General features: G+C 56.9%; 20 protein-coding genes. 2 read left to right on the top strand and 18 right to left on the bottom strand.

The genetic code is table 11. The features are described 5' to 3' along the window. Nucleotides 1-159: 159 nt before the first annotated feature. The 3 genes from clpX to tig form a co-directional block, all read right to left on the bottom strand. Nucleotides 160-1,440, bottom strand: coding sequence for an ATP-dependent Clp protease ATP-binding subunit ClpX (clpX, locus tag QC815_RS07600; protein ID WP_230448156.1), 1,281 nt, complete (start codon nt 1,438-1,440; stop codon nt 160-162). A gap of 74 nt (nt 1,441-1,514) precedes the next feature. Then, entirely contained in the window at nt 1,515-2,132 is a 618-nt protein-coding gene (clpP, locus tag QC815_RS07595; RefSeq protein ID WP_309767894.1) for an ATP-dependent Clp endopeptidase proteolytic subunit ClpP, read from the bottom strand. 62 nt (nt 2,133-2,194) lie between these two features. Then, nucleotides 2,195-3,547, bottom strand: a complete 1,353-nt coding sequence (gene tig / locus QC815_RS07590; protein ID WP_309767892.1) for a trigger factor — start codon at nt 3,545-3,547, stop codon at nt 2,195-2,197. A gap of 262 nt (nt 3,548-3,809) precedes the next feature. Between tig and QC815_RS07585 the strand changes: the two genes are divergently transcribed. Beyond that, nucleotides 3,810-6,302, top strand: a complete 2,493-nt coding sequence (locus tag QC815_RS07585; RefSeq protein ID WP_309767890.1) for an EAL domain-containing protein — start codon at nt 3,810-3,812, stop codon at nt 6,300-6,302. Here the strand turns inward: QC815_RS07585 and QC815_RS07580 are convergent. The 14 genes from QC815_RS07580 to QC815_RS07515 all read right to left on the bottom strand — a co-directional run bounded on the left by QC815_RS07580 (nt 6,289) and on the right by QC815_RS07515 (nt 18,849). After that, nucleotides 6,289-6,666, bottom strand: coding sequence for a hypothetical protein (locus tag QC815_RS07580; RefSeq protein WP_309767888.1), 378 nt, complete (start codon nt 6,664-6,666; stop codon nt 6,289-6,291). The genes QC815_RS07585 and QC815_RS07580 overlap by 14 nt on opposite strands. 11 nt (nt 6,667-6,677) lie before the next feature. Next, nucleotides 6,678-7,145, bottom strand: a complete 468-nt coding sequence (locus QC815_RS07575; RefSeq protein WP_230448160.1) for a flavodoxin domain-containing protein — start codon at nt 7,143-7,145, stop codon at nt 6,678-6,680. A gap of 206 nt (nt 7,146-7,351) precedes the next feature. Continuing rightward, entirely contained in the window at nt 7,352-7,654 is a 303-nt protein-coding gene (locus QC815_RS07570) for an integration host factor subunit alpha (RefSeq protein WP_230448161.1), read from the bottom strand. Nucleotides 7,655-7,713: 59 nt separating this feature from the next. Further along, nucleotides 7,714-10,095 (bottom strand): phenylalanine--tRNA ligase subunit beta, encoded by a 2,382-nt coding sequence (gene pheT / locus QC815_RS07565; protein WP_230448162.1) that lies wholly within the window; start codon nt 10,093-10,095, stop codon nt 7,714-7,716. A gap of 26 nt (nt 10,096-10,121) precedes the next feature. Beyond that, nucleotides 10,122-11,141: a phenylalanine--tRNA ligase subunit alpha gene (gene pheS, locus QC815_RS07560; RefSeq protein WP_230448163.1), complete on the bottom strand. Its 1,020-nt coding sequence runs from the start codon at nt 11,139-11,141 to the stop codon at nt 10,122-10,124. Between the two features lie 158 nt (nt 11,142-11,299). Beyond that, nucleotides 11,300-11,653, bottom strand: coding sequence for a 50S ribosomal protein L20 (gene rplT, locus QC815_RS07555; protein ID WP_009097607.1), 354 nt, complete (start codon nt 11,651-11,653; stop codon nt 11,300-11,302). A gap of 58 nt (nt 11,654-11,711) precedes the next feature. Next, entirely contained in the window at nt 11,712-11,906 is a 195-nt protein-coding gene (gene rpmI / locus QC815_RS07550) for a 50S ribosomal protein L35 (protein WP_009724291.1), read from the bottom strand. Nucleotides 11,907-11,987: 81 nt separating this feature from the next. Continuing rightward, nucleotides 11,988-12,479: a translation initiation factor IF-3 gene (gene infC / locus QC815_RS07545; protein WP_230448164.1), complete on the bottom strand. Its 492-nt coding sequence runs from the start codon at nt 12,477-12,479 to the stop codon at nt 11,988-11,990. Nucleotides 12,480-12,539: 60 nt separating this feature from the next. Next, nucleotides 12,540-14,462, bottom strand: coding sequence for a threonine--tRNA ligase (thrS, locus tag QC815_RS07540; RefSeq protein WP_230448185.1), 1,923 nt, complete (start codon nt 14,460-14,462; stop codon nt 12,540-12,542). A 206-nt stretch (nt 14,463-14,668) separates the two neighbouring features. Further along, nucleotides 14,669-15,547 carry an OmpA family protein gene (locus tag QC815_RS07535; protein WP_230448165.1) on the bottom strand — a complete coding sequence of 293 codons (879 nt, stop codon included), beginning with the start codon at nt 15,545-15,547 and terminating at the stop codon, nt 14,669-14,671. 289 nt (nt 15,548-15,836) lie between these two features. After that, on the bottom strand, nt 15,837-16,304 hold the full coding sequence (locus tag QC815_RS07530) for a DUF2489 domain-containing protein (RefSeq protein ID WP_230448166.1): 468 nt from the start codon (nt 16,302-16,304) through the stop codon (nt 15,837-15,839). A 130-nt stretch (nt 16,305-16,434) separates the two neighbouring features. Next, nucleotides 16,435-17,556: a COX15/CtaA family protein gene (locus tag QC815_RS07525; protein ID WP_309767856.1), complete on the bottom strand. Its 1,122-nt coding sequence runs from the start codon at nt 17,554-17,556 to the stop codon at nt 16,435-16,437. Nucleotides 17,557-17,591: 35 nt separating this feature from the next. Beyond that, the gene (locus tag QC815_RS07520) at nt 17,592-18,107 is read right to left on the bottom strand and encodes a hypothetical protein (protein ID WP_309767854.1); all 516 of its coding nucleotides are present in this window, start codon (nt 18,105-18,107) and stop codon (nt 17,592-17,594) included. After that, nucleotides 18,094-18,849, bottom strand: a complete 756-nt coding sequence (locus tag QC815_RS07515; RefSeq protein WP_230448169.1) for an SURF1 family protein — start codon at nt 18,847-18,849, stop codon at nt 18,094-18,096. Before QC815_RS07515 ends, QC815_RS07520 begins: the two co-directional genes overlap by 14 nt. Here QC815_RS07515 and QC815_RS07510 point away from each other — a divergent pair. Further along, nucleotides 18,809-19,000, top strand: coding sequence for a DUF2909 domain-containing protein (locus QC815_RS07510; protein ID WP_230448170.1), 192 nt, complete (start codon nt 18,809-18,811; stop codon nt 18,998-19,000). The genes QC815_RS07515 and QC815_RS07510 overlap by 41 nt on opposite strands. Before the next feature lie 4 nt (nt 19,001-19,004). Here QC815_RS07510 and QC815_RS07505 read toward each other — a convergent pair whose 3' ends face one another. Next, the gene (locus QC815_RS07505; RefSeq protein ID WP_230448171.1) at nt 19,005-19,865 is read right to left on the bottom strand and encodes a cytochrome c oxidase subunit 3; all 861 of its coding nucleotides are present in this window, start codon (nt 19,863-19,865) and stop codon (nt 19,005-19,007) included. Between the last annotated feature and the right edge of the window lies 1 nt (nt 19,866).

The following is a 19,866-nucleotide window of genomic DNA, read 5'->3' as shown; positions in this document are numbered from 1 at the left end:
TATATCAGATGAGTTCTGGGAAGAGAACTGACTACGTTAAGGGCGCGGTCAGGGCACAAGGGTGCGCTGCGCTACGAATGACAAGGGGTCGCATGAGCGACCCCTTGACTGGCGCTGACCAAGAAACCGATAGAAAGCTTGCCATCTCAGGCGACAATGTTAGCCGTCAGTCCCGTCAACGCGCGCCTCTTCTTGCTGGGAGTAAATCAGCAGCGGTTCGCTTTCACCGTTGATCACCGAGGCTTCGATCACCACCTTGCTGACACCTTCCAGAGAAGGAATTTCATACATGGTGTCGAGCAGTACGGATTCCAGAATCGACCTCAAGCCACGCGCACCGGTCTTGCGCTCCATGGCTTTATGGGCCACGGCCTGCAGCGCGTCATCGCGGAACTCAAGCGCCACGTTTTCCATTTCAAACAGCTTGGCATACTGTTTGACGAGCGAGTTCTTGGGTTCGGTAAGAATCTCGATTAGCGCTTCTTCGGTCAGCTCCGTGAGGGTTGCAATCACTGGTAGACGCCCAACGAACTCGGGGATCAGGCCGAACTTGACCAGATCATCCGGCTCGACGTCGGCCAGCAGCTCACCCACACCGCGCGAAGATTCCTTGCTCTTCACGTTGGCGTTGAAACCGATACCGCCCTTTTCGCAACGATCCCTTATCACCTTGTCGAGGCCGGCAAAAGCACCGCCCACGATGAACAGCATATTGGCCGTGTTGACCTGCACGAACTCCTGCTGAGGATGCTTACGACCACCCTGGGGGGGTACAGAGGCGGTGGTGCCCTCGATCAGCTTGAGCAACGCCTGCTGCACGCCTTCACCGGAGACATCCCGGGTAATGGACGGATTGTCGGATTTGCGCGAAATCTTGTCGATTTCGTCGATGTAGACAATGCCGCGCTCCGCCTTTTCGACGTCGTAGTCGCACTTCTGCAGCAGCTTCTGGATGATGTTTTCAACATCTTCACCCACATAGCCTGCTTCCGTCAGCGTGGTCGCATCAGCAATGGTGAACGGCACATTCAACAGCCGCGCCATGGTTTCGGCAAGCAGCGTTTTACCGCTACCGGTCGGGCCAATCAGCAGGATGTTGGACTTGCTCAGCTCGACGTCAGTTTCACGCACTTGGGATTTAAGTCGCTTGTAATGGTTATACACAGCGACAGACAAGACCATCTTGGCACGGTCTTGTCCGATGACGTAGTCGTCAAGCGTGTAACGAATTTCGCGAGGCGTCGGTAGCCGCTCTTCATCGCTCTCGGCATCGGCTTCGAGAACTTCCTCGCGAATGATGTCGTTACATAGATCGACACACTCATCGCAGATATAGACGGACGGGCCGGCAATCAGCTTTCTTACCTCGTTTTGATTCTTTCCGCAAAACGAGCAGTAAAGCAGCTTGCCACCCTCGTCTTTGCCTTTGCCGTCGGCCATTCGCGTACCTCTTTCACTGCGGCGGTGAACACCGCCTTGTAAGCTTGCTGGAAATGCAGTATCCCGTCACGCTATCAGGATGTCGGCCGCTTATCCAGCACTGCATCAATCAAGCCGTACTCCTGAGCCTGGTTGGCGCTCATGAAGTTGTCGCGATCGGTATCCCGCGCAACGTCCTCGAAATCCTGGCCCGTGTGATGGGCAAGAATGTGATTCAGCTTTTCACGGATACCCAGTATTTCCCGGGTGTGGATTTCAATATCCGATGCCTGCCCCTGGTAGCCACCCAGCGGCTGATGAATCATGACGCGCGAGTTAGGCAGGCAATAGCGCTTGCCCTCGGCACCTGCGGTCAGCAACAGCGCGCCCATGCTGGCGGCTTGCCCGATACACACGGTAGAGACATCGGGTTTGACGAACTGCATGGTGTCATAGATCGACATGCCAGCCGTCACCGAACCACCCGGCGAATTGATATACAGATGGATGTCTTTGTCGGGATTCTCTGACTCGAGAAACAGCAACTGAGCCACTACCAGGTTGGCCGTGTAATCTTCAACGGGGCCTACCAGAAAGATGACGCGTTCTTTGAGCAGCCGCGAATAGATGTCGTAAGACCGTTCCCCTTTGGCGCTTTGCTCCACCACCATGGGCACTAAACCGCCGGCGTTTTGAATATCAAACTCACTCATTTCGGTGATTCCTTGCGTCCGATAAGGGATGGCGCACCCGAAGGTGCGCCTGCGTCGTGATGTTAGGCGCTGGCTGTTTCGTCTTCCTCCGCGCCCTCACCTGCTTCAGCCTGTTGCTGAGCCGCCGCCAGCACTTGCTGGTAGGACATCTCGACATCGTTGACGGTGGTCTGCTCGAGCAGCGTGTCGACCGCCTTTTCTTCGAGAATGGCCGATTTGACCTGGGTCTTCATCTGGTCATTGCCCATGTAGTAGTCAACGACTTCGGAAGGATCCTGATACTGCTCGGCAAGCTCCTCGACCTTCGCCTTGATTTCATCGTCGGAAGCGTCAAGCTCGTTAGCCTTGATGACTTCGGCCAGCAGCAGGCCGACCTGAACGCGGCCCTTGGCCTGCTCTTCAAACAGCTCGTTGGGCAGCTGGCTGACATCAAAATCTTCGCCAAGCCCGAACTGCTGAGCGGCCTGCCGCTTCATGCCATCGGTCTCTTGTTGGACAAGGGCACTGGGCACGGGGATGTCGTTGGCATGCTTCAGCGCATCTAGCACCTGCTGCTTGACGCGGTTGTCGACCGCCTGGGCCGCTTCACGGGTCATGTTCTTCTTGATTTCGGCACGGAACTGGGCTTCATCACCGCCTTCAACGCCAAAACGCTCGATGAATTCAGCGTCGACTTCCGGCAGCGTCTGACGGCTGACCTTGTGCACCTTGACCTTGAAGGTGGCTTCTTTACCCGCCAGATGCTCGGCCTGATAGTCCTCAGGGAACGTCACCGTGATGGTCTTGTCGTCACCGGCCTTGGCGCCGATGAGCTGCTCTTCAAAGCCGGGAATGAAGCTGTTCGACCCAATCACCAGTTCGTGGCCCTCGGCGCTGCCGCCTTCGAAAGGCTCATCGCCAAGGTAGCCCTGAAAATCGATCGTCACTTGATCACCGTCTTCCGCTGCGGCATCGACCTCTTCCCATGCCGCGTTCTGCTTGCGCAGCGTGTCGATCATTTCATCAACGTCGGCATCGGTCACCTCGACGACAGGGCGCTCGACCTCGGTACCTTCGATCGAGGCCAGCTCGACTTCCGGGTAAACTTCCATGGTCGCCACAAACTCGAAGTCTTTACCGGCTTCGTTGACGAGCGGCTCGATCTGCGGGTAACCCGCCGGGTTGAAGCCTTCATCGGTAATTGCGCGCACATAACTCTCGCGCATCACTTCGCCAACCACTTCGTCACGCACGCTTTGACCGTAACGCTGACGAACCACGGCCATCGGCACTCGCCCTTGGCGGAAACCATTCAAGCGAACATTTTTCGCCGTTTCTTTTAAGCGAGTATTGACAGCCTCATCGATTTCGCCGGCAGGCACTTGAATCGTGATGCGGCGCTCAATCTGGGAGGTCGTCTCGACGGAAACTTGCATGAATTGTCCTCTAACGGCTGGGCGTTGTGTTGATTGCTGTAAATAAATCCAAGGGCTGATTTTAAGAACCCTGGCGCACGCTGGCAAGCGCCATGCTCGCAAGATGGGGGCATCAATGTGAATTACAAGGGAATCGCGGGGCTGAAAGCGGGCAAAATCATACCGGCCACCGTCAGTAATGCGAAATGACGACGCATTTACGTTATGCTGTGCGCTTTTTCCTGACGCTCATTTGAAGGTCAAGCACACGAGTTTTTCGATAATGAACGTACATGATCTACCGCTTTCCCACGTGATGCAAACTGGGCTGCTTCACTGCGCTCCCGCGACCCCTCTCCGGGAAGCCGCCCAGCGCATGACCGAGCGCCAGTGCAGCTGCATCCTGGTCATCGAAAATCAGCAGGCACTCGGCATCTGGACGGAACACGACGCCCTGGGCATCGATTTCTTTAACCAGCAGACACGTCAGGAACCCATCGAACGGCACATGAGCAGCCCCGTGGCAACAGCGCCCATGCACATGCGGGTTGATGAAGCCGCGCGGCTGCTGAGCTCACGGGGCCACCGTCATCTACTGGTCACCGATGCCGATGACTTGCCAGTGGGCATCGTGTCGCAGACAGACATTGCGCTCCACCAGGGGCTGGAACCTTACCTTCGCCTGCGCGAAGTGCATACGGCCATGCAGTCCCACCCACTCGTGCTTGACGGCGAACTGCTGTTGAACGATGTGTCGGAAAAGATGCGTCTAAACCAGCATGATGCCGCGATAGTTAATACCAGTGACGGCCTCGGGATCGTCACCGAGCGCGACTTCATCGGCTTTGTGGCACTCCACCCCGGCACCACGTCCATCGGCCAATTGGCCAGTCGACCACTCCACACCATCGCCGAGAACGCCCCGCTGATCCAGGCACGGGAATTGCTCATCCACCACGGTATACGCCACCTGGCCGTGCTGGACGGGCGCCACCAGGTGTCGGGGTTGATAGGCTTCAGAGATATTCTGATGACCGCCGACCACCATTACCTCGACGAATTGCGCGACGCTCTGGAACAGCGCGATAGCGCCCTGGCCAAGTCACGCCAGAATCTTGAGCTTGCCGAACGCGTCATCGAATCTTCACTGGAGGGCATCATCATCACCGATGCCCAGACGCGCATCGAGTTCGTCAACCCCGCCTTTACTCACATGACAGGGTATACGCTGGAAGAAGTCACCGGGAAAACGCCGAGCGTCCTGGCCTCCGGCCGCCAGGATGAACGCTTTTATCAGCAGATGTGGGCATGCCTGCAGGAAAACGGCTATTGGCGCGGCGAGGTCTGGAATCGCCGCAAATCCGGCGAGCTTTACCTGGAGCTGCTGACGATTACCGCCATCACCGACCAGGATGGCATCACTCAGCATTACGCGGGCCTGTTTACCGACATCACGCACATGCGCGAAAACGAAGAACAGATTCGCCACCTCGCCTATTACGACCCGCTGACGCGGCTGCCCAACCGACGGCTGCTGGAAGACCGGCTCAAGCTCGCCATGCACCACGCCCATCGCGCCCACGAACCCCTTGCCCTGATCTTCATCGACCTCGACCACTTCAAGCAGGTCAACGATACTCTTGGGCATGCCGTGGGCGACGAGCTACTGATGCATGCCGCCGACCGCATGCGCGGCCAGCTGCGTGAAGACGACACCCTGGCCCGCCTGGGCGGCGACGAGTTCATTATCCTGCTGTCGAGCATTCGCGACTTCGGCGATGCCACGGGCGTAGCGCAGCGCATTATTTCAACCATCAGCGCCCCCTATGCTATCGACGGTCATGAGTTCCGCGTTGGCTGCAGCCTGGGCATCAGCGTTTATCCCGACGACGGCGAAACCCCGACGGCCTTGATGCATAGCGCGGATGCCGCCATGTATCGCGCCAAGCAGGAGGGACGCAACACCTATCGACTATACCGCGCGGAAATGGACAGGCAGGCGCAGCAGCATCTGTCGCTGGAAACGGCTCTGCGCAATACCTTGGAAGGGCATAACGGCATTGAGATGCACTACCAGCCGATTTACAACCGCAACACGGGCGCCATTGCGTCGGCGGAGAGCCTCGCCAGGTGGTATCATCCGGATCACGGCTGGGTGTCACCCGGCACCTTCATCCCCCTGGCAGAACGCTCTGGGCTCATTCTGCCGCTTGGCGAACACATCATCGACCGAGTGCTCAGCGACATCAATCATTGGCGGAAGGCTGGGATCACCCCGCCACCTATCGCCATCAACCTATCGGCGGCGCAATTCTGGCAGGCAGATTTCATTGCCAAGGTCGAAAAGAAACTCAAGGATGCCAACATCGACCCGACGCTGATCACCTTTGAGCTTACCGAAAGCATGCTGTTCGAGCGACGCGAGCAAGGCATGGACGTACTCAGCCAGTTGAGTGCCCTGGGCTGCCGGATTGCACTGGATGATTTCGGCACGGGCTACTCGTCGCTCAGCTATCTGCACAAAATGGCCGCGAACAGCCTCAAGATTGACCAGAGTTTCATTGCCGCGCTTGACGACAAGACCCACGACAGCCGCCCCATCGTCGCCGCCATCAGTAGCCTGGCGGAACAGCTCGGCTTGAGTGTCGTCGCGGAAGGCGTCGAAACCGAGCAGCAATTAGCGCTGCTGAGCCAGTATCCGATTGACGCCATTCAGGGTTTCTACCTGAGTCGGCCGTTGACGCCTGCCGATTTCCAGGCGCTTATCGCGACGTAGCGCTTCCCTTGCCTGTCGCCCACCACAGACTGATGACGTGGGCGACAAGCCCAAAGGTTGCGGCATGGGAAATGAACACCTGCCAGCTGATCCAGTCGGTGAAAAGTGCGTGCCACCCCCCCATCACCAGGACGCCAAGCCCCATCATGGCGGCGAGCCGCTTGAACATGCCCGGAAGCCGGTGACGTTCCGCGGCGGACAACATTCGCCACTGGACGACAACGGCCACCAGCACAATGACAAGGGCTATGATGATAAGGGAGAGTCGCGTCTCGTTGCCCCCCGCCATATAGCGCGGCAGTGTCGCCAGCATCACGATGCAAAGGCCGAAAGCACTGCTCACTCGCTGTGCGGAGGTAGGCACACCGGACGCCACTAGCTGCCTACCGCCAGCTGTTCGGATTCGAGCCAGGACTCGACCCAGGGCAAGGCCGCATCATCCGCCATGAACGTTTCCATGGCATCGATTTCCAGGCGCTCGCCGAGACGAACCGCACCGTGGTCGGCCAGCAGTTCGTCCAGACGGCGTCCCGCGCCGCAGAAGGTATCTCCGTATGAGCTGTCGCCCAGTGCGATCAGGCCGTAGGTCAACGAATCAAGCGAGGGGCTCTTGGCCTGCAATTCGCGCACGAAAGGCACAAAGCTGCCCGGAAAATCACCGCTCCCCGTCGTGGACACGCAGAATAATGCAAGATCAGGCGCTGCATCGGTGATGTCTGCAAGCACCGGCTGTTCGAGCACATCGACGGTGTAACCCGCCTCTTCAAACAGGGGTTTGACCTGCTCTGCGACATCCAACGCACCGCCGTACATGGTACCCACTACGATACTTAGCCGAGGCATTATGGCTCCTCAATGTTGACTGATGGACTGCCGACAGCATGCCGACGAATACTTGATGAATTTACTCAAATATTAACACGCCCCATCCGCCAACACACCCTTGGGCAGCTTCTACAAAGGGCGCAAACAAAACCCCGTGAACATTGATCAAATGTCCACGGGGGTACGTCAGCCTGATGGTTTGAAGGCACGGCTAAAGGCGCTAGCTAAGCAGCCGGCCCTCGATGATGCTCAACCTGCTGCTTGAGCTTCTGACCGGGGCGAAACGTCACCACGCGGCGCGCCGAAATAGGAATCTCCTCGCCTGTCTTGGGATTACGCCCGGGTCGCTCACGCTTGTCGCGCAAATCGAAGTTTCCAAACCCCGACAGCTTGACCTGCTCGTTTTCACGTAGGCAGGCCCGTATCTCCTCGAAGAACGCTTCGACCATGGCCTTCGCTTCACGCTTGGAAAACGATAGCTCGGTGTGTAAATGCTCCGCCAACTCTGCCTTGGTCAACGCACCCATAGGACTCCTCCATGTAGCAAACGCCGTCAAGCATGCGAACAGCTCGCACCCTGGCTCTGTTAGCCGCGCAGCTCGGCACCTAACTCGGCGTGTACCTGCGCCACTATCGACTCGACCAACTGATTGATTTCTTCATCATTAAGCGTGCGCGATGGGTGCTGCCAGGTCAACCCCAGCGCAATACTCTTATGGCCCTCGGCAACGCCTTTACCAGCATAGACATCAAATAGCGTTATGTCTTTCAGGTATTCACCTGCTTCCACGCGGGCACTGTCCAGCAACGCCTGAACAGGACGCTCATCGGCCAGCGTGAAGGCAAGGTCGCGGCGCACTTCTGGAAAGCGCGATAACGGCTCGAATGCGGGCACGCTCCCCTGGCTCAAATGATCGAGGCGCACCTCAAAGACGATGGCATCGACTTTCAGGCCTAGCGTCGCTCTGACCTGAGGGTGCAAGGTACCCACCCAGCCCGCTGGCTGGCCTTCAAACAATACCTGGGCGCTCTGACCGGGATGCAGGGCAGGATGCTCAGCGGGTTCAAAGCGCCAGGCATCCCGATTACCACCCAGCGCCAGCAAGCTTTCCAGGTCACCTTTGAGGTCATAAAAATCAACGCCTGCCTTGCCCGCGCTCCACCCTTCCGGGTCGCGTGCGCCGCAGACAAGCGCCCCCATCATCGGCACCTGGGATAAGGCATCCAGCTCGCCGTTGAAGACCAGCCCGGTCTCGAACAGTCGTACGCGGTTTTGCTGACGATTCAGGTTATGCTCCATCGCTCGCACCAACCCCGGCAGCAGGCTGGCGCGCATCACTGACAGATCTGCGGAAATGGGGTTGGCAAGCACGGGAGAAACCGCGTCAGGCAAGAGCGCAGACTGCAGCTCAGGGGCAACAAAGCTATAGGTAATCGCTTCCTGGAACCCTCGCGCCACCATCTGGCGGCGCAGCTGCTTCAGCGAAAGTACGGCTTCGTCCTCGGCACGCAGCGACAGACGCGCGGCCGGCCGACGCACCGGCAGGTTGTTGTAGCCATGGATGCGCGCAACCTCTTCAACAAGGTCTTCCTCGATAGCAACATCGAATCGCCAGCTGGGCACGTCAACCTGCCAGTCGCCATCACCGACCACCACGCCAAAGCCCAGACGCTCGAGGATATCGGTCACATCGTCCTTGCCCAGGCGCTTTGAAAGCGCCTTTTCAAGCCGCGCTTCCCGCAGGACGACTCGACGCGGTGCGGGCATGGCCGCATCACTCTTCGCTTCCACAACGGGCCCTGCCTGACCGCCGCAAATATCGAGCAGCAGCTGGGTGGCACGCTCAACCGCCTGCGGCGTCAGCAGCGGGTCGACACCGCGCTCAAAGCGGTGTGACGCATCGGTATGCAGTCCATAGGAGCGTGCCTGGCCGGCAATCGCCAGCGGGCTGAAAAAGGCTGACTCGAGAAAGATCGTCCGGGTGGTCTCGCTCACTCCGGATAACTCGCCCCCCATAATGCCGGCCATGGCAAGCGGGCCAGCCTGGTCGGCAATCACCAGCGTTTCAGGGCGCAGGGCAACCTGCTGGCCATCGAGCAGCGTAAGCGTCTCTTCCGGGCGCGCCATGCGGATCACCATGCTCCCCGTCAGGTTATCCCGATCAAAGGCATGCATCGGCTGACCAAGCTCCAGCATCACGTAGTTGGTGACATCAACGACCGGATCGATCGAGCGCACGCCGCTGCGCCGCAAGCGCTCCACCATCCAGAGCGGCGTTTCCGCAGTGACATCGACGTTGCTGATCACACGACCCAGATACCGGGGGCACTGCTCCGTCGCCTCGATATCGACGGCAAACGTCTCGTCAGTCGTAGCAGGTACCGGTGTTATTTCCGGGCCCGTCACTGCCATGCGATTGAGCACCCCCACTTCCCGCGCCATTCCTTTGATACTGAGGCAGTCGCCACGGTTAGGCGTGAGATCGACCTCAACGGTCATGTCGTTAAGGTTCATGAAGGCACGAAAGTCTATCCCGACGGGCGCGTCACCAGGCAGCTCGAGGATACCAGCTGACGTTTCTTCCTCAAGGCCAAGCTCCGAGGCGGAGCAGATCATGCCCCGGGACTCGACGCCACGCAGCTTGGCTTTCTTGATCTTGAAATCGCCGGGCAAGAGACCGCCTACTTGGGCAAAAGGCACTTTCTGACCCACGCCAACATTGGGTGCACCACACACGACCTGAACCGGTGCGCCACTGCCGTCATCCACCGTACACACGTTTAACTTATCGGCGTCTGGGTGCTTATCCTTGGTCAGCACCTCGGCCACTACCACGGCACTGAACGAAGCCGACACTGGCTCGACAGCGTCGACTTCCAGGCCCGCCATGGTGATCTGATCGGCTACCGCTTGGGTATCCAGCTGCGGTGAAACCCATTCACGCAGCCACTGTTCTGAAAATTTCATGCTCGTTCCTGTGTTGGGCCGTGGTGTTAAGCAAACTGGCGCAAGAAGCGCAGATCGTTCTCAAAGAACAGACGCAGATCGTTAACGCCATATCGGAGCATTGCCAGGCGCTCAGCCCCCATACCGAACGCAAAACCCGTAAAACGCTCGGCATCGATACCCGAATGCCGAAAGACTTCGGGATGCACCATGCCGCAACCCATGACTTCCAGCCAACCACTGTGCGAACACACCCGGCAGCCATCGCCGCTGCACATGACGCACTGGATATCCACTTCCGCCGAGGGCTCTGTAAACGGAAAATACGACGGGCGGAAGCGAACCGACAGGTCATCGCGCTCAAAAAACGCCTGCAGGAAATCTTCGATGGTGCCTTTCAGATCCGCAAAGCTGATGTCCTCGTCAACCAGCAGTCCCTCGACCTGATGAAACATGGGCGTATGGGTCAGATCCGAGTCGCTACGATAGACACGCCCCGGGCAGACAATACGAATGGGCGGCTCAGTCGTTTTCATGGTGCGCACCTGAACAGGCGAGGTGTGCGTGCGCAGCAGACGCGTGGCATCAAAGTAAAACGTATCGGCCATTCCCCGTGCGGGATGATGCGCGGGAATGTTGAGCGCCTCGAAGTTATGATAGTCGTCTTCGATTTCGGGCCCCACCGCGACGTCAAAGCCAATTCGTGTAAACAGCCCTTCAATTCGCTCAAGCGTGCGCGTCACTGGGTGCAAGCCACCTGGCGACTGGGTGCGGCCGGGAAGCGTGACATCGATACGCTCCGCCGCCAGACGTGCGTCGAGTGCTTCGCGCTCGAGCGCCTGACGCTTGACGTCGATTTCCTGCGCCAGCGTTTGCTTGGCGTGGTTAATCCGCTCACCCGCAGCAGGACGCTCTTCGGCTGACAGCTTCCCCAGGCCTTTCAGCAACGCCGTCATTTCGCCTTTTTTACCCAGATAGCGTACGCGCACTTCATCCAGTTCAGCGACGTTCTGCGCGGCTTGAATGGCATCGCGCGCTTCAGATACCAGCGCCGGAAGGTGGTCCATCCTGTTTACTCCGAATTAAGCGGTTCCCATCCTGGCGATGGGTCACATTTGACTGAAGAGCGTGACATAAAAACAGGGGAAGAGCGGCTGCTCTTCCCCTGTATGGGTCACACTAAATGACCTTGGCATCCACGGGCGCCATCAGCGCCGGGTGAAGCTTATTGGGCAGCCTTGGCTTTTTCCACGATAGCCGCAAAGGCCGCTTTCTCATGGACAGCCAGATCCGCCAATACCTTGCGGTCGATTTCGATACCGGCTTTCTTGAGGCCGCCAACAAAGCGGCTGTAAGACATGCCGTTGATGCGAGCACCCGCATTGATACGCTGGATCCACAGCGCGCGGAACTGACGCTTACGATTACGACGGTCGCGATAGGCGTACTGGCCGGCTTTGATTACCGCCTGTTTGGCGACACGGAAAACACGCGAACGCGCACCGTAATAACCTTTGGCCTGCTTCAATACTTTTTTATGGCGACGACGGGCAACTACGCCACGCTTGACTCGAGTCATAACACACTCCTGACATTAGGCCTGAGGCAAAAAGCACTCAGAATAAGAAAATTCGACGTTACAGATTCGGCAGCATGCGCTGAATCAGCGCCTTGTCTGACGCGTGAATCTGCTTCATGCCGCGCAGCTGACGCTTACGCTTGGTCGACTTCTTGGTCAGGATGTGGCTACGAAAAGACTGCTTGTGCTTGAAGCCATTGGCGGTCTTTTTGAAGCGCTTTGCAGCACCACTGTTGCTTTTGATTTTCGGCATGAGGATAACTCCGCTCGATGTTTTTTAGAAAATCCAGGGCCTGCTACCTGTAGAAGGCAGCCCGTTAACTTCGCCGTTGGATCACTTCTTTTTCGGGGCAAGGATCATGATCATCTGGCGGCCTTCCATTTTTGGAAATGCTTCCACCGTTCCGATCTCTTCCAGGTCTGCCGCGATCCGTTCCATCAGCTTTCGGCCGATATCTTGGTGCGCCATTTCACGACCACGGAAGCGCAATGTGACCTTACCCTTGTCACCACCTTCCAAAAAGCGCGTCAGGTTTTTAAGCTTGACCTGATAGTCGCCTTCGTCGGTGCCAGGCCGGAATTTGACTTCCTTGACCTGGATTTGCTTCTGCTTTTTCTTTTGAGCCGCTTTTTGCTTCTTCTGCTCAAAAACGAATTTGCCGTAATCCATGATCTTGCAGACGATGGGATCGGCATTCGAGATTTGTACGAGATCCAAACCGGCGGTTTGAGCACGCTCCAACGCTTCGGTGGTGGGCACAACGCCCAACTGCTCACCTTCGCTGTCGATAAGACGTACTTCTTCTTCGGTAATTCGCTCGTTCATTGGTGGGCGCTTATCTGCTGGACGCCCTCGCTGATTGCTTCGCTTGATCGGTCCGTCTCCTTAGGCAATTGACGATGTCGCCAGGGCTGCTCGCTCTGCGCCAAAACGTTCGATGAATGCATCGACCGTCATGGTGCCGAGATCTTCGCCGCTGCGAGTTCGCACGGCCACTGAGTCAGCGTCGACTTCCTTATCTCCTACCACCAGGAGATAGGGAACTTTCTGTAACGTATGTTCGCGGATTTTAAAGCCGATTTTCTCGTTCCTCAAGTCCGCTTTTGCTCGCATGCCATTTTTTTGCAAACGCTGCTCTAAAGCAAGCGCATAATCACGCTGCGAATCGGTGATCGTCATGATAACGACCTGTTGCGGCGCGAGCCATAATGGCATTGCCCCCGCATAATGCTCAATCAGGATCCCCAAGAAACGCTCGAAGGAACCAAGAATCGCACGATGCAGCATGACCGGGGTCTTGCGGGCCCCGTCTTCGGCAACGTATTGCGCGCCGAGTCGCCCTGGCAAATTGAAATCGAGTTGTAGCGTACCACATTGCCACACGCGATTCAGGCAATCACGCAGGGCAAATTCGATTTTCGGGCCATAAAAGGCGCCCTCACCCGGCTGCAGATCCCATTCAAGCCCCGTGGCATTGAGCGCCGCCTCCAGCCCCTGTTCGGCCTGATCCCACATCGCTGCCTCACCCAGAAAGTCTTCAGGACGCGTTGACAGCTTGAGTTCCACATCGTCAAAACCGAGCGTCTTGTATACCTGCAGCGTCAGCGCAATAAAAGCTTCTGCTTCCGCCTGAATCTGGCTTTCGGTACAAAAGATGTGCGCGTCGTCCTGGGTAAAGCCTCGTACGCGCATCAGGCCATGCAGCGAACCGGACGGCTCGTTGCGGTGACAGCTGCCGAACTCTGCCAGACGCAGCGGTAAATCACGGTAGCTCTTGAGTCCCTGATTAAACACCTGCACATGGCACGGGCAGTTCATCGGCTTGACGGCATATTCGCGTTTTTCTGACTCCGTGGTAAACATCAGTTCATTGTAGTGCCCCCAATGACCCGACTTTTTCCATAGCGAAAGATCCACGACCTGGGGCGTCTTGATTTCCTGGTACCCATGCTCGCGCTGAATCTGGCGCATGTAATCTTCCAGCGCCTGGTACATCGTCCAACCATTGGGGTGCCAGAACACCATCCCCGGGGCTTCTTCCTGAAGATGAAACAGATCCATCTTGCGTGCCAGCTTGCGATGGTCGCGCTTTTCAGCCTCTTCGAGACGTTTCAGATACGCCTTGAGCTGCTTCTTGTCACCCCACGCCGTACCATAGATGCGCGTCAACATCGGGTTGGCGGCGTCACCGCGCCAGTAGGCACCAGCCAGCTTGGTCAGTTTGAATGCCTTGAGATGGCGGGTATTGGGCACATGCGGGCCACGACACATGTCCGTGTATTCTTCGTGGTGATACAACCGGATAGTGGCCCCTTCCGGAATATCCCGAACGATCTCTTGCTTGTAGGGTTCGTCGCGATGAAGAAAGGTTAGCATCGCTTGATCACGGTCGACATATTCGCGGACGACGTCATATTCGTGATCAATAAGCGCCTTCATGCGTGCTTCGATCGCCTCCAGATCATCGGAAGATACCGAGTCGCCAAATTCAATATCGTAATAGAAGCCATCTTCAATCACCGGCCCAATCGCCATCTTGGCATTGGGGTACAGCTGCTTGACGGCGTGGCCGATCAGGTGGGCACAGGAATGCCTGATGATCTCCAGACCTTCCTGATCCCGAGCCGTCAGGATGGCAACGTCGGCGTCTTGCTCGATGAGATCGGCGGCATCCACCAGCACATCGTCAATCTTTCCTGCCACGCAGGCCTTGGCCAAACCAGGGCCAATGGACTCTGCCAGCTGCATGATGGAAAGCGGCGATTCGAACGTTCTCTGGCTGCCATCCGGCAGTGTCACAATGGGCATGCAAATTGTCCTTGAGCGCAGTGGTGATCCATACCAAGGATCACATATCGCTATCAATGAGATAGAAATGGGTGAAAAACAGTAACGGGCTGCAAGGCTAACAGATGACTGCTTGCGTATAAATAAAAAACGGAGGGCACAAGCCCTCCGTTTCATCATGGTTAACGCGTTTTAAAACCGTAAGATAAGCGCGTTAATTGCTTGCCTTAGTTCCACTCATCCAGCTCTACGCGACGGTTTTCCGCACGGCCTTCTGCTGTTTCGTTGGTGGCGATGGGCTGCTCTTCGCCAAAGCCTTGCGCCATCATGCGATCAGAATCGACACCGCGCGAGGCAAGGTATTCCGTCACGGATTCAGCACGCGCCTGGGAAAGATCCATGTTGTACTGGTTAGAACCCACTGAATCGGTGTGACCTTCAATGCGTACACGCACGTCGGGATTATTCACCAGGCGTTCTGCAACGCCGTTGAGCACATTGCGAGCTTCAGAGGTCAGTTGCGCTGAGTCGAACTCGAAGTTTACTTCACGAAGCACGACGCTATCCGGGCAGCCAAGTGAATTGACTTCTACGCCAGCAGGCGTGTTCGGACACTGATCGCGGTAGTTCGGAACGCCATCGTTGTCTGAATCTAGTGGGCAGCCATCTGCGTCAACGGCTACACCAGCAGGTGTACCGGGGCACTGGTCACGGAAGTCAGGCACGCCGTCGTTATCTGAATCCAACGGGCAACCTTCAGCATCGACCGCAGCGCCTGCCGGGATGTCGCCGCCAAAGCTGGGGCATTGCGGCTCTTCGGGCTCAGGGCGATTATCAGCGCACAGCATAGCACCAATGGTGGCACCGGCGGTTGCACCAACAGCGGCACCTGTATCCTCGTCGGAGCTGCTGCTGGTTGCGTAACCGACGCTTCCGCCGATCACACTACCTGCCAGGCCACACACGAAGGGGTGCTGGTACCAGCTACGATCCCCACTAGCGCTCGCTTGGCTTTGCCCAGAAGATTGGGAGGCAGAGCTGGCACAGCCTGAAAGGCCAACTACCAATGCAGAACCGATTAGTAGGCCAGTCGTTGATTTTTTCATGCAAGACTCCTTCTTGATCCAATGCTGAAATGGCCATTAGTGACCAAATCTATCCAATGCTTCTTTTTTTGAGCGAGAGCATCCATTTTTCGCCTGCCTAACATCGTATACGCTGGGCTTTTGCGATGTTAAGCGTTGACCGCAGTACTGAACCTGTATCCGCAGCAACTTGCCGATTTATCAACTTCTTGCTGACAACGACACCTTACAGCATAGCAAAATGAGTGCAGAGCGCACTAAATACCAACGGCTATGCTTAAAAAAAATGGCCGCGTGCGTTCCGAACAGTTCAATGCAACCCCTGCCCGCCTTTCTTGCGCCAGGCGATTACTGCCTGCGCGGCCGCTAACACGTCGCTGCGCATCTGTCTTTCGGCCTCAAGACGCTCGCGGTCTTCCTGCATGCGCTCGCGAGGCGTGAGCTGCTGCCTGGCCGAATGCGTCTTCAGATGCTTCGTCTGTTCATAGAGCTGCGCAAACGCTTGAAAATCAGCCCGCTCGGTCAAACTTGGATCAATGATCTCCAGCAACACCTTGCAACGCCAGGCGCCTTCCGTCACGTCTACTTGCTCCTGTACCAGCGCCGCGGTGACCCAATCAAGGTTTTCCAGACTTTTCAGCTGGGCCTGCTGGTCTTCGGCGACGCGAAACGCATCGCGACGCTTGACTTCCTGACGTAAACGATAGGCATAGACAGCCAGACCAGCGATCACGACCACCGCCAGCAACAAAAGTAAAAGTGCGCTCGTCAGACTCATGATACTCCTTACCCAAGCTTGGCAAATGCTTTACGGGAATTGTACACCTTGCCATGGCGACCTTACACCATCCAGCCCAATCCTGCTAACCATACGGCAGGACAAACGTGTCGAGGGCGCCCCCAGCCGGTTAGTCGCATTGAGGAGGACGGTGGTCGCTTTGCGTCACTGCCACTCGGGCATGCACGTTATCCGACGACGCCCCAAGCGCCCAGATACGCGGCCATCTGATGTTGCGACCGTACACGCGCACAGACCTGCCTGTCAGGGGACCATGGCGCCACCGCCACCAGGCAATTAAAAAGCTGACGGTCAGCGCCATCGCGCCGGCGGTGTGCAGCAATGCCAACCAGAGCGGCAGCCAGAAGATGACGCTTGCAATGCCAAGCATGACCTGGAAACAGTAAATACTTAAAACACCTACCAGACCTCGAGCCGCCGTCTCGACACGCTGCCGCCACCACAGCAGCAGAATCGCGACCCCCAACAGCCCACCCCAGACACGATGGGCGACGTGAATCGCCGTACGGGCATCTGCGTGCAGCTGTCCGTGCAGATAGTTCGGCCCCACTGTCTGGGTTAAATGGAAGCCTTCACCCAGGTCCATCTGAGGCCACCACTGGCCATTGCAGGACGGAAACCCCTGGCACGACAGACCCGCATAGTTGCTAGACACCCAGCCACCCAAGGCTAACTGGCCTGCCAGCAGGGCAGCGACCAGCCACCAGCAGGCCGTGGCCTGGCGCGGGCTCGACGTCACACCTCGCGGGAATGTCCTGAGACGGCAATAAAGCCATACAAAAAGTAGAAGAATCCCCATCCCCCCTAGTAAATGAAGGGTCACTACCTGAGGCCATAAGGAGAGCGTTACCGTTAACGCCCCAAACATCCCCTGAACCAGAACGGCCAACATCAAGAAAAGACTAACCCGCCATGGGTATCCCGACATTTTTCTCAACGGCCAGCCCAGCCAGAGGAGCAGCAAGACGGTCGCCCCCAGCACCGTGGCGATATAACGATGCAGCATTTCAAGCCAGGCTTTTGACGTCTCAAGCGGGAAAGCGGGAAATCTGACCGCTGCGTCGTCAGCGCTGGGTACCACCCACTGGCCATAGCACCCTGGCCAATCCGGGCATCCCAGCCCGGCGTCAGACAAGCGGGTCCATGCCCCCACCAGCATCACCAATGCCGTCAAGGCAACGCCCACAAACGAAAGCCCTCTTACAATGGCCACACGCTGATAATCCACCATTGAGCAACCCTCCGTGACCGAGCACAAGCAACCGCCTACCTGGCATTCACCTTGAACAAATGCTGGGTATCATCGAGTATGTCCGCCGCCGGCACTGACGCCGAAAACGCCAGCGCCGGCCGCCCTTCAGGGTCAATCAACCACACCTTATTTGGCTGGCTCCAGCGAGGCGTTTCACGCCACGCCACCAACGCCTCGCCAGGCAGAGGCTCTCCCTCACCGCCTATGCTCATGCGCGTCAAACGATTGGCGTCGCGCCCCAGGGCGCGGTGCATGCGCCAAAGGAGATCGCGTCTTTCCGGACACTGCAGTGAACAATCGAACGCCAATATCCAGCGTCCTTCAGAAACTGGGGCGTCTGACATCGGCGCAATGGGCCAGAGTTCAAAGCTTGGCACCTGATCGGTGGGTGACCCATGCGCCGTTGTTTCGTCAGGAACGCCGATACGCCACTCGACCATGCCCCAGGCGGTAACGATGGGCGCTGCAAAAATGATGAAGATGAGCAGGAGCTTGATCCGCTGACGTGCAACATGATTAACGACTGCCATGGTTATTCTCCCGGTCAGTTTCACGGCTGGAATGGAAATAGCGCCTGCCCACCCACATCGTAATCAACGCCACCAACGCCAGCCCCCACCATTGAAATGCGTAGGCAAGGTGCCTGCTGGCGGGCATCACGTTGGCCTGCCACCAGGTCGAAAAGACACCGTCACCGGCTTGCGCATGCACCCAGCCCTGGTAACGAAACTCGGGCACGACGTCTTGCCAGGGCGCTAGGCTGATAGTTTGAAGCCGCGTCCCTTCAACGTTAGGCCCGAACAGCAAGCCATCATCGTTGGCAGGCTGCCATTCGCCCGTTAATGTCACCGCCTGTTCTGGCGTTGAGACACTGGGAGGTGCACGGGTCGTACCGGTTTCGACAAAACCACGCTGGATCAACCAATAGTGGCCAAACTTGTCTTTGAGAGGGGTGAGAACAGCAACCCCCAAGCGGCCATCAAGAATACGGTTATCTAAAAAAAAGCTATGCTCCGACATATACTCACCGTTGAGGGTGAGCTCTGCCCCCTCAGCAGGCGCGATCCGGGGGTTGACCAGTGCAGGGGCATTGTCTCTCAACGCCGCCGCTACCTGCTTGGTGTCGGCCCGCTCCCACTGCCATGCGCCAAGGAAAGCCCCAAGCAACGCCAGGAGCAACCAGAACACATACCAGCCGTAACGACGCCAGCGAGATAGGGAATGTTTATTTATGCTACTTAAATCACTCATTATCATTGTTTTTATCGCCATGTTGCTCAGTTTAGCGGTGGGCGCTGGCTACCTGTTACGCGATGACACGTCCTCCAAGCGACTGCTAACCTCTTTGAAATGGCGCATAGGCTTCGCCATCCTGCTGTTAGTACTGATTAGCTATGGCTTTCTCAGCGGCCAGCTCACCTGACCCTTCACACCACATACACGAAAATAAATAACCCAAGCCATACAACATCGACAAAATGCCAATACCAGCAGGAGGCCTCGAACGCAAAATGCTGCGAATCCGAGAAATGTCCCCGTATAATTCGCACCAGCATGGCAACGAGTATCAAGGTGCCAATAATCACGTGAACACCATGGAACCCCGTTAATATAAAGAACGTAGAGCCAAAAATACCCGCTTCCAGTGTAATGCCATAGTGCTGATAGGCTTCGTAGTACTCGACGCCTTGAATAAAGATAAAGCAGGTGCCCAGCACTACCGTCCCCGCCAGCCAGTTTCTGCACAGCTTGCGATACCCTGACTTCAAAGCCTCGTGGGAAATCGTCAATGTAATACTGGACGTCACTAGCAATAAGGTATTAACCAACGGTAGTTGCCATGGGCTAAATACGTTATCGGGGCCTGACACTGAACTATCGGGCGGGTTTAACAAAGGCCATTGGGCAATAAAGTCGGGCCACAAAAGCGCAGAAACGCCTTTGGCGCCTTCACCCCCTAACCAGGGAATCGCAAAGGTTCTTACGTAAAAAAGCGCGCCAAAAAAAGCGGCAAAAAACATGATTTCAGAAAATATGAACCACCCCATCCCCCACCGGAATGAGCGATCCATCTGACTGTCGTAGAGACCCAACTGAGATTCATTTATGACGTCGCGAAACCAAAAACCCATCACCGCTAAAATGGACAGGAAGCCTATTGCGATCAACAATGTCGCAGAGCCATAAACCAGTTGATACCCCAGCCCCACCATCAGTAAACCAACGGCGACAGAGCCCAGAATCGGCCAATGGCTTTTGGCCGGAACATAGTAGCTTGCATTACTCATA

It is taken from the genome of Vreelandella gomseomensis (assembly GCF_031451645.1).
Classification (GTDB): Bacteria; Pseudomonadota; Gammaproteobacteria; order Pseudomonadales; family Halomonadaceae; genus Vreelandella; species Vreelandella gomseomensis.
Note: the sequence above shows the minus strand (reverse complement) of the source record. Positions and strands in the feature narration are given on the sequence as shown.

Excerpts from the sequence above, each read along its gene's own strand:
- clpX (WP_230448156.1), bottom strand. The coding sequence starts at position 1,440 with ATGGCCGACGGCAAAGGCAAAGACGAGGGTGGCAAGCTGCTTTACTGC.
- clpP (WP_309767894.1), bottom strand. The coding sequence starts at position 2,132 with ATGAGTGAGTTTGATATTCAAAACGCCGGCGGTTTAGTGCCCATGGTG.
- tig (WP_309767892.1), bottom strand. The coding sequence starts at position 3,547 with ATGCAAGTTTCCGTCGAGACGACCTCCCAGATTGAGCGCCGCATCACG.
- QC815_RS07585 (WP_309767890.1), top strand. The coding sequence starts at position 3,810 with ATGAACGTACATGATCTACCGCTTTCCCACGTGATGCAAACTGGGCTG.
- QC815_RS07575 (WP_230448160.1), bottom strand. The coding sequence starts at position 7,145 with ATGCCTCGGCTAAGTATCGTAGTGGGTACCATGTACGGCGGTGCGTTG.
- QC815_RS07570 (WP_230448161.1), bottom strand. The coding sequence starts at position 7,654 with ATGGGTGCGTTGACCAAGGCAGAGTTGGCGGAGCATTTACACACCGAG.
- pheT (WP_230448162.1), bottom strand. The coding sequence starts at position 10,095 with ATGAAATTTTCAGAACAGTGGCTGCGTGAATGGGTTTCACCGCAGCTG.
- pheS (WP_230448163.1), bottom strand. The coding sequence starts at position 11,141 with ATGGACCACCTTCCGGCGCTGGTATCTGAAGCGCGCGATGCCATTCAA.
- rplT (WP_009097607.1), bottom strand. The coding sequence starts at position 11,653 with ATGACTCGAGTCAAGCGTGGCGTAGTTGCCCGTCGTCGCCATAAAAAA.
- rpmI (WP_009724291.1), bottom strand. The coding sequence starts at position 11,906 with ATGCCGAAAATCAAAAGCAACAGTGGTGCTGCAAAGCGCTTCAAAAAG.
- infC (WP_230448164.1), bottom strand. The coding sequence starts at position 12,479 with ATGAACGAGCGAATTACCGAAGAAGAAGTACGTCTTATCGACAGCGAA.
- thrS (WP_230448185.1), bottom strand. The coding sequence starts at position 14,462 with ATGCCCATTGTGACACTGCCGGATGGCAGCCAGAGAACGTTCGAATCG.
- QC815_RS07535 (WP_230448165.1), bottom strand. The coding sequence starts at position 15,547 with ATGAAAAAATCAACGACTGGCCTACTAATCGGTTCTGCATTGGTAGTT.
- QC815_RS07530 (WP_230448166.1), bottom strand. The coding sequence starts at position 16,304 with ATGAGTCTGACGAGCGCACTTTTACTTTTGTTGCTGGCGGTGGTCGTG.
- QC815_RS07525 (WP_309767856.1), bottom strand. The coding sequence starts at position 17,556 with ATGGTGGATTATCAGCGTGTGGCCATTGTAAGAGGGCTTTCGTTTGTG.
- QC815_RS07520 (WP_309767854.1), bottom strand. The coding sequence starts at position 18,107 with ATGGCAGTCGTTAATCATGTTGCACGTCAGCGGATCAAGCTCCTGCTC.
- QC815_RS07510 (WP_230448170.1), top strand. The coding sequence starts at position 18,809 with ATGCTACTTAAATCACTCATTATCATTGTTTTTATCGCCATGTTGCTC.
- QC815_RS07515 (WP_230448169.1), bottom strand. The coding sequence starts at position 18,849 with ATGGCGATAAAAACAATGATAATGAGTGATTTAAGTAGCATAAATAAA.
- QC815_RS07505 (WP_230448171.1), bottom strand. The coding sequence starts at position 19,865 with ATGAGTAATGCAAGCTACTATGTTCCGGCCAAAAGCCATTGGCCGATT.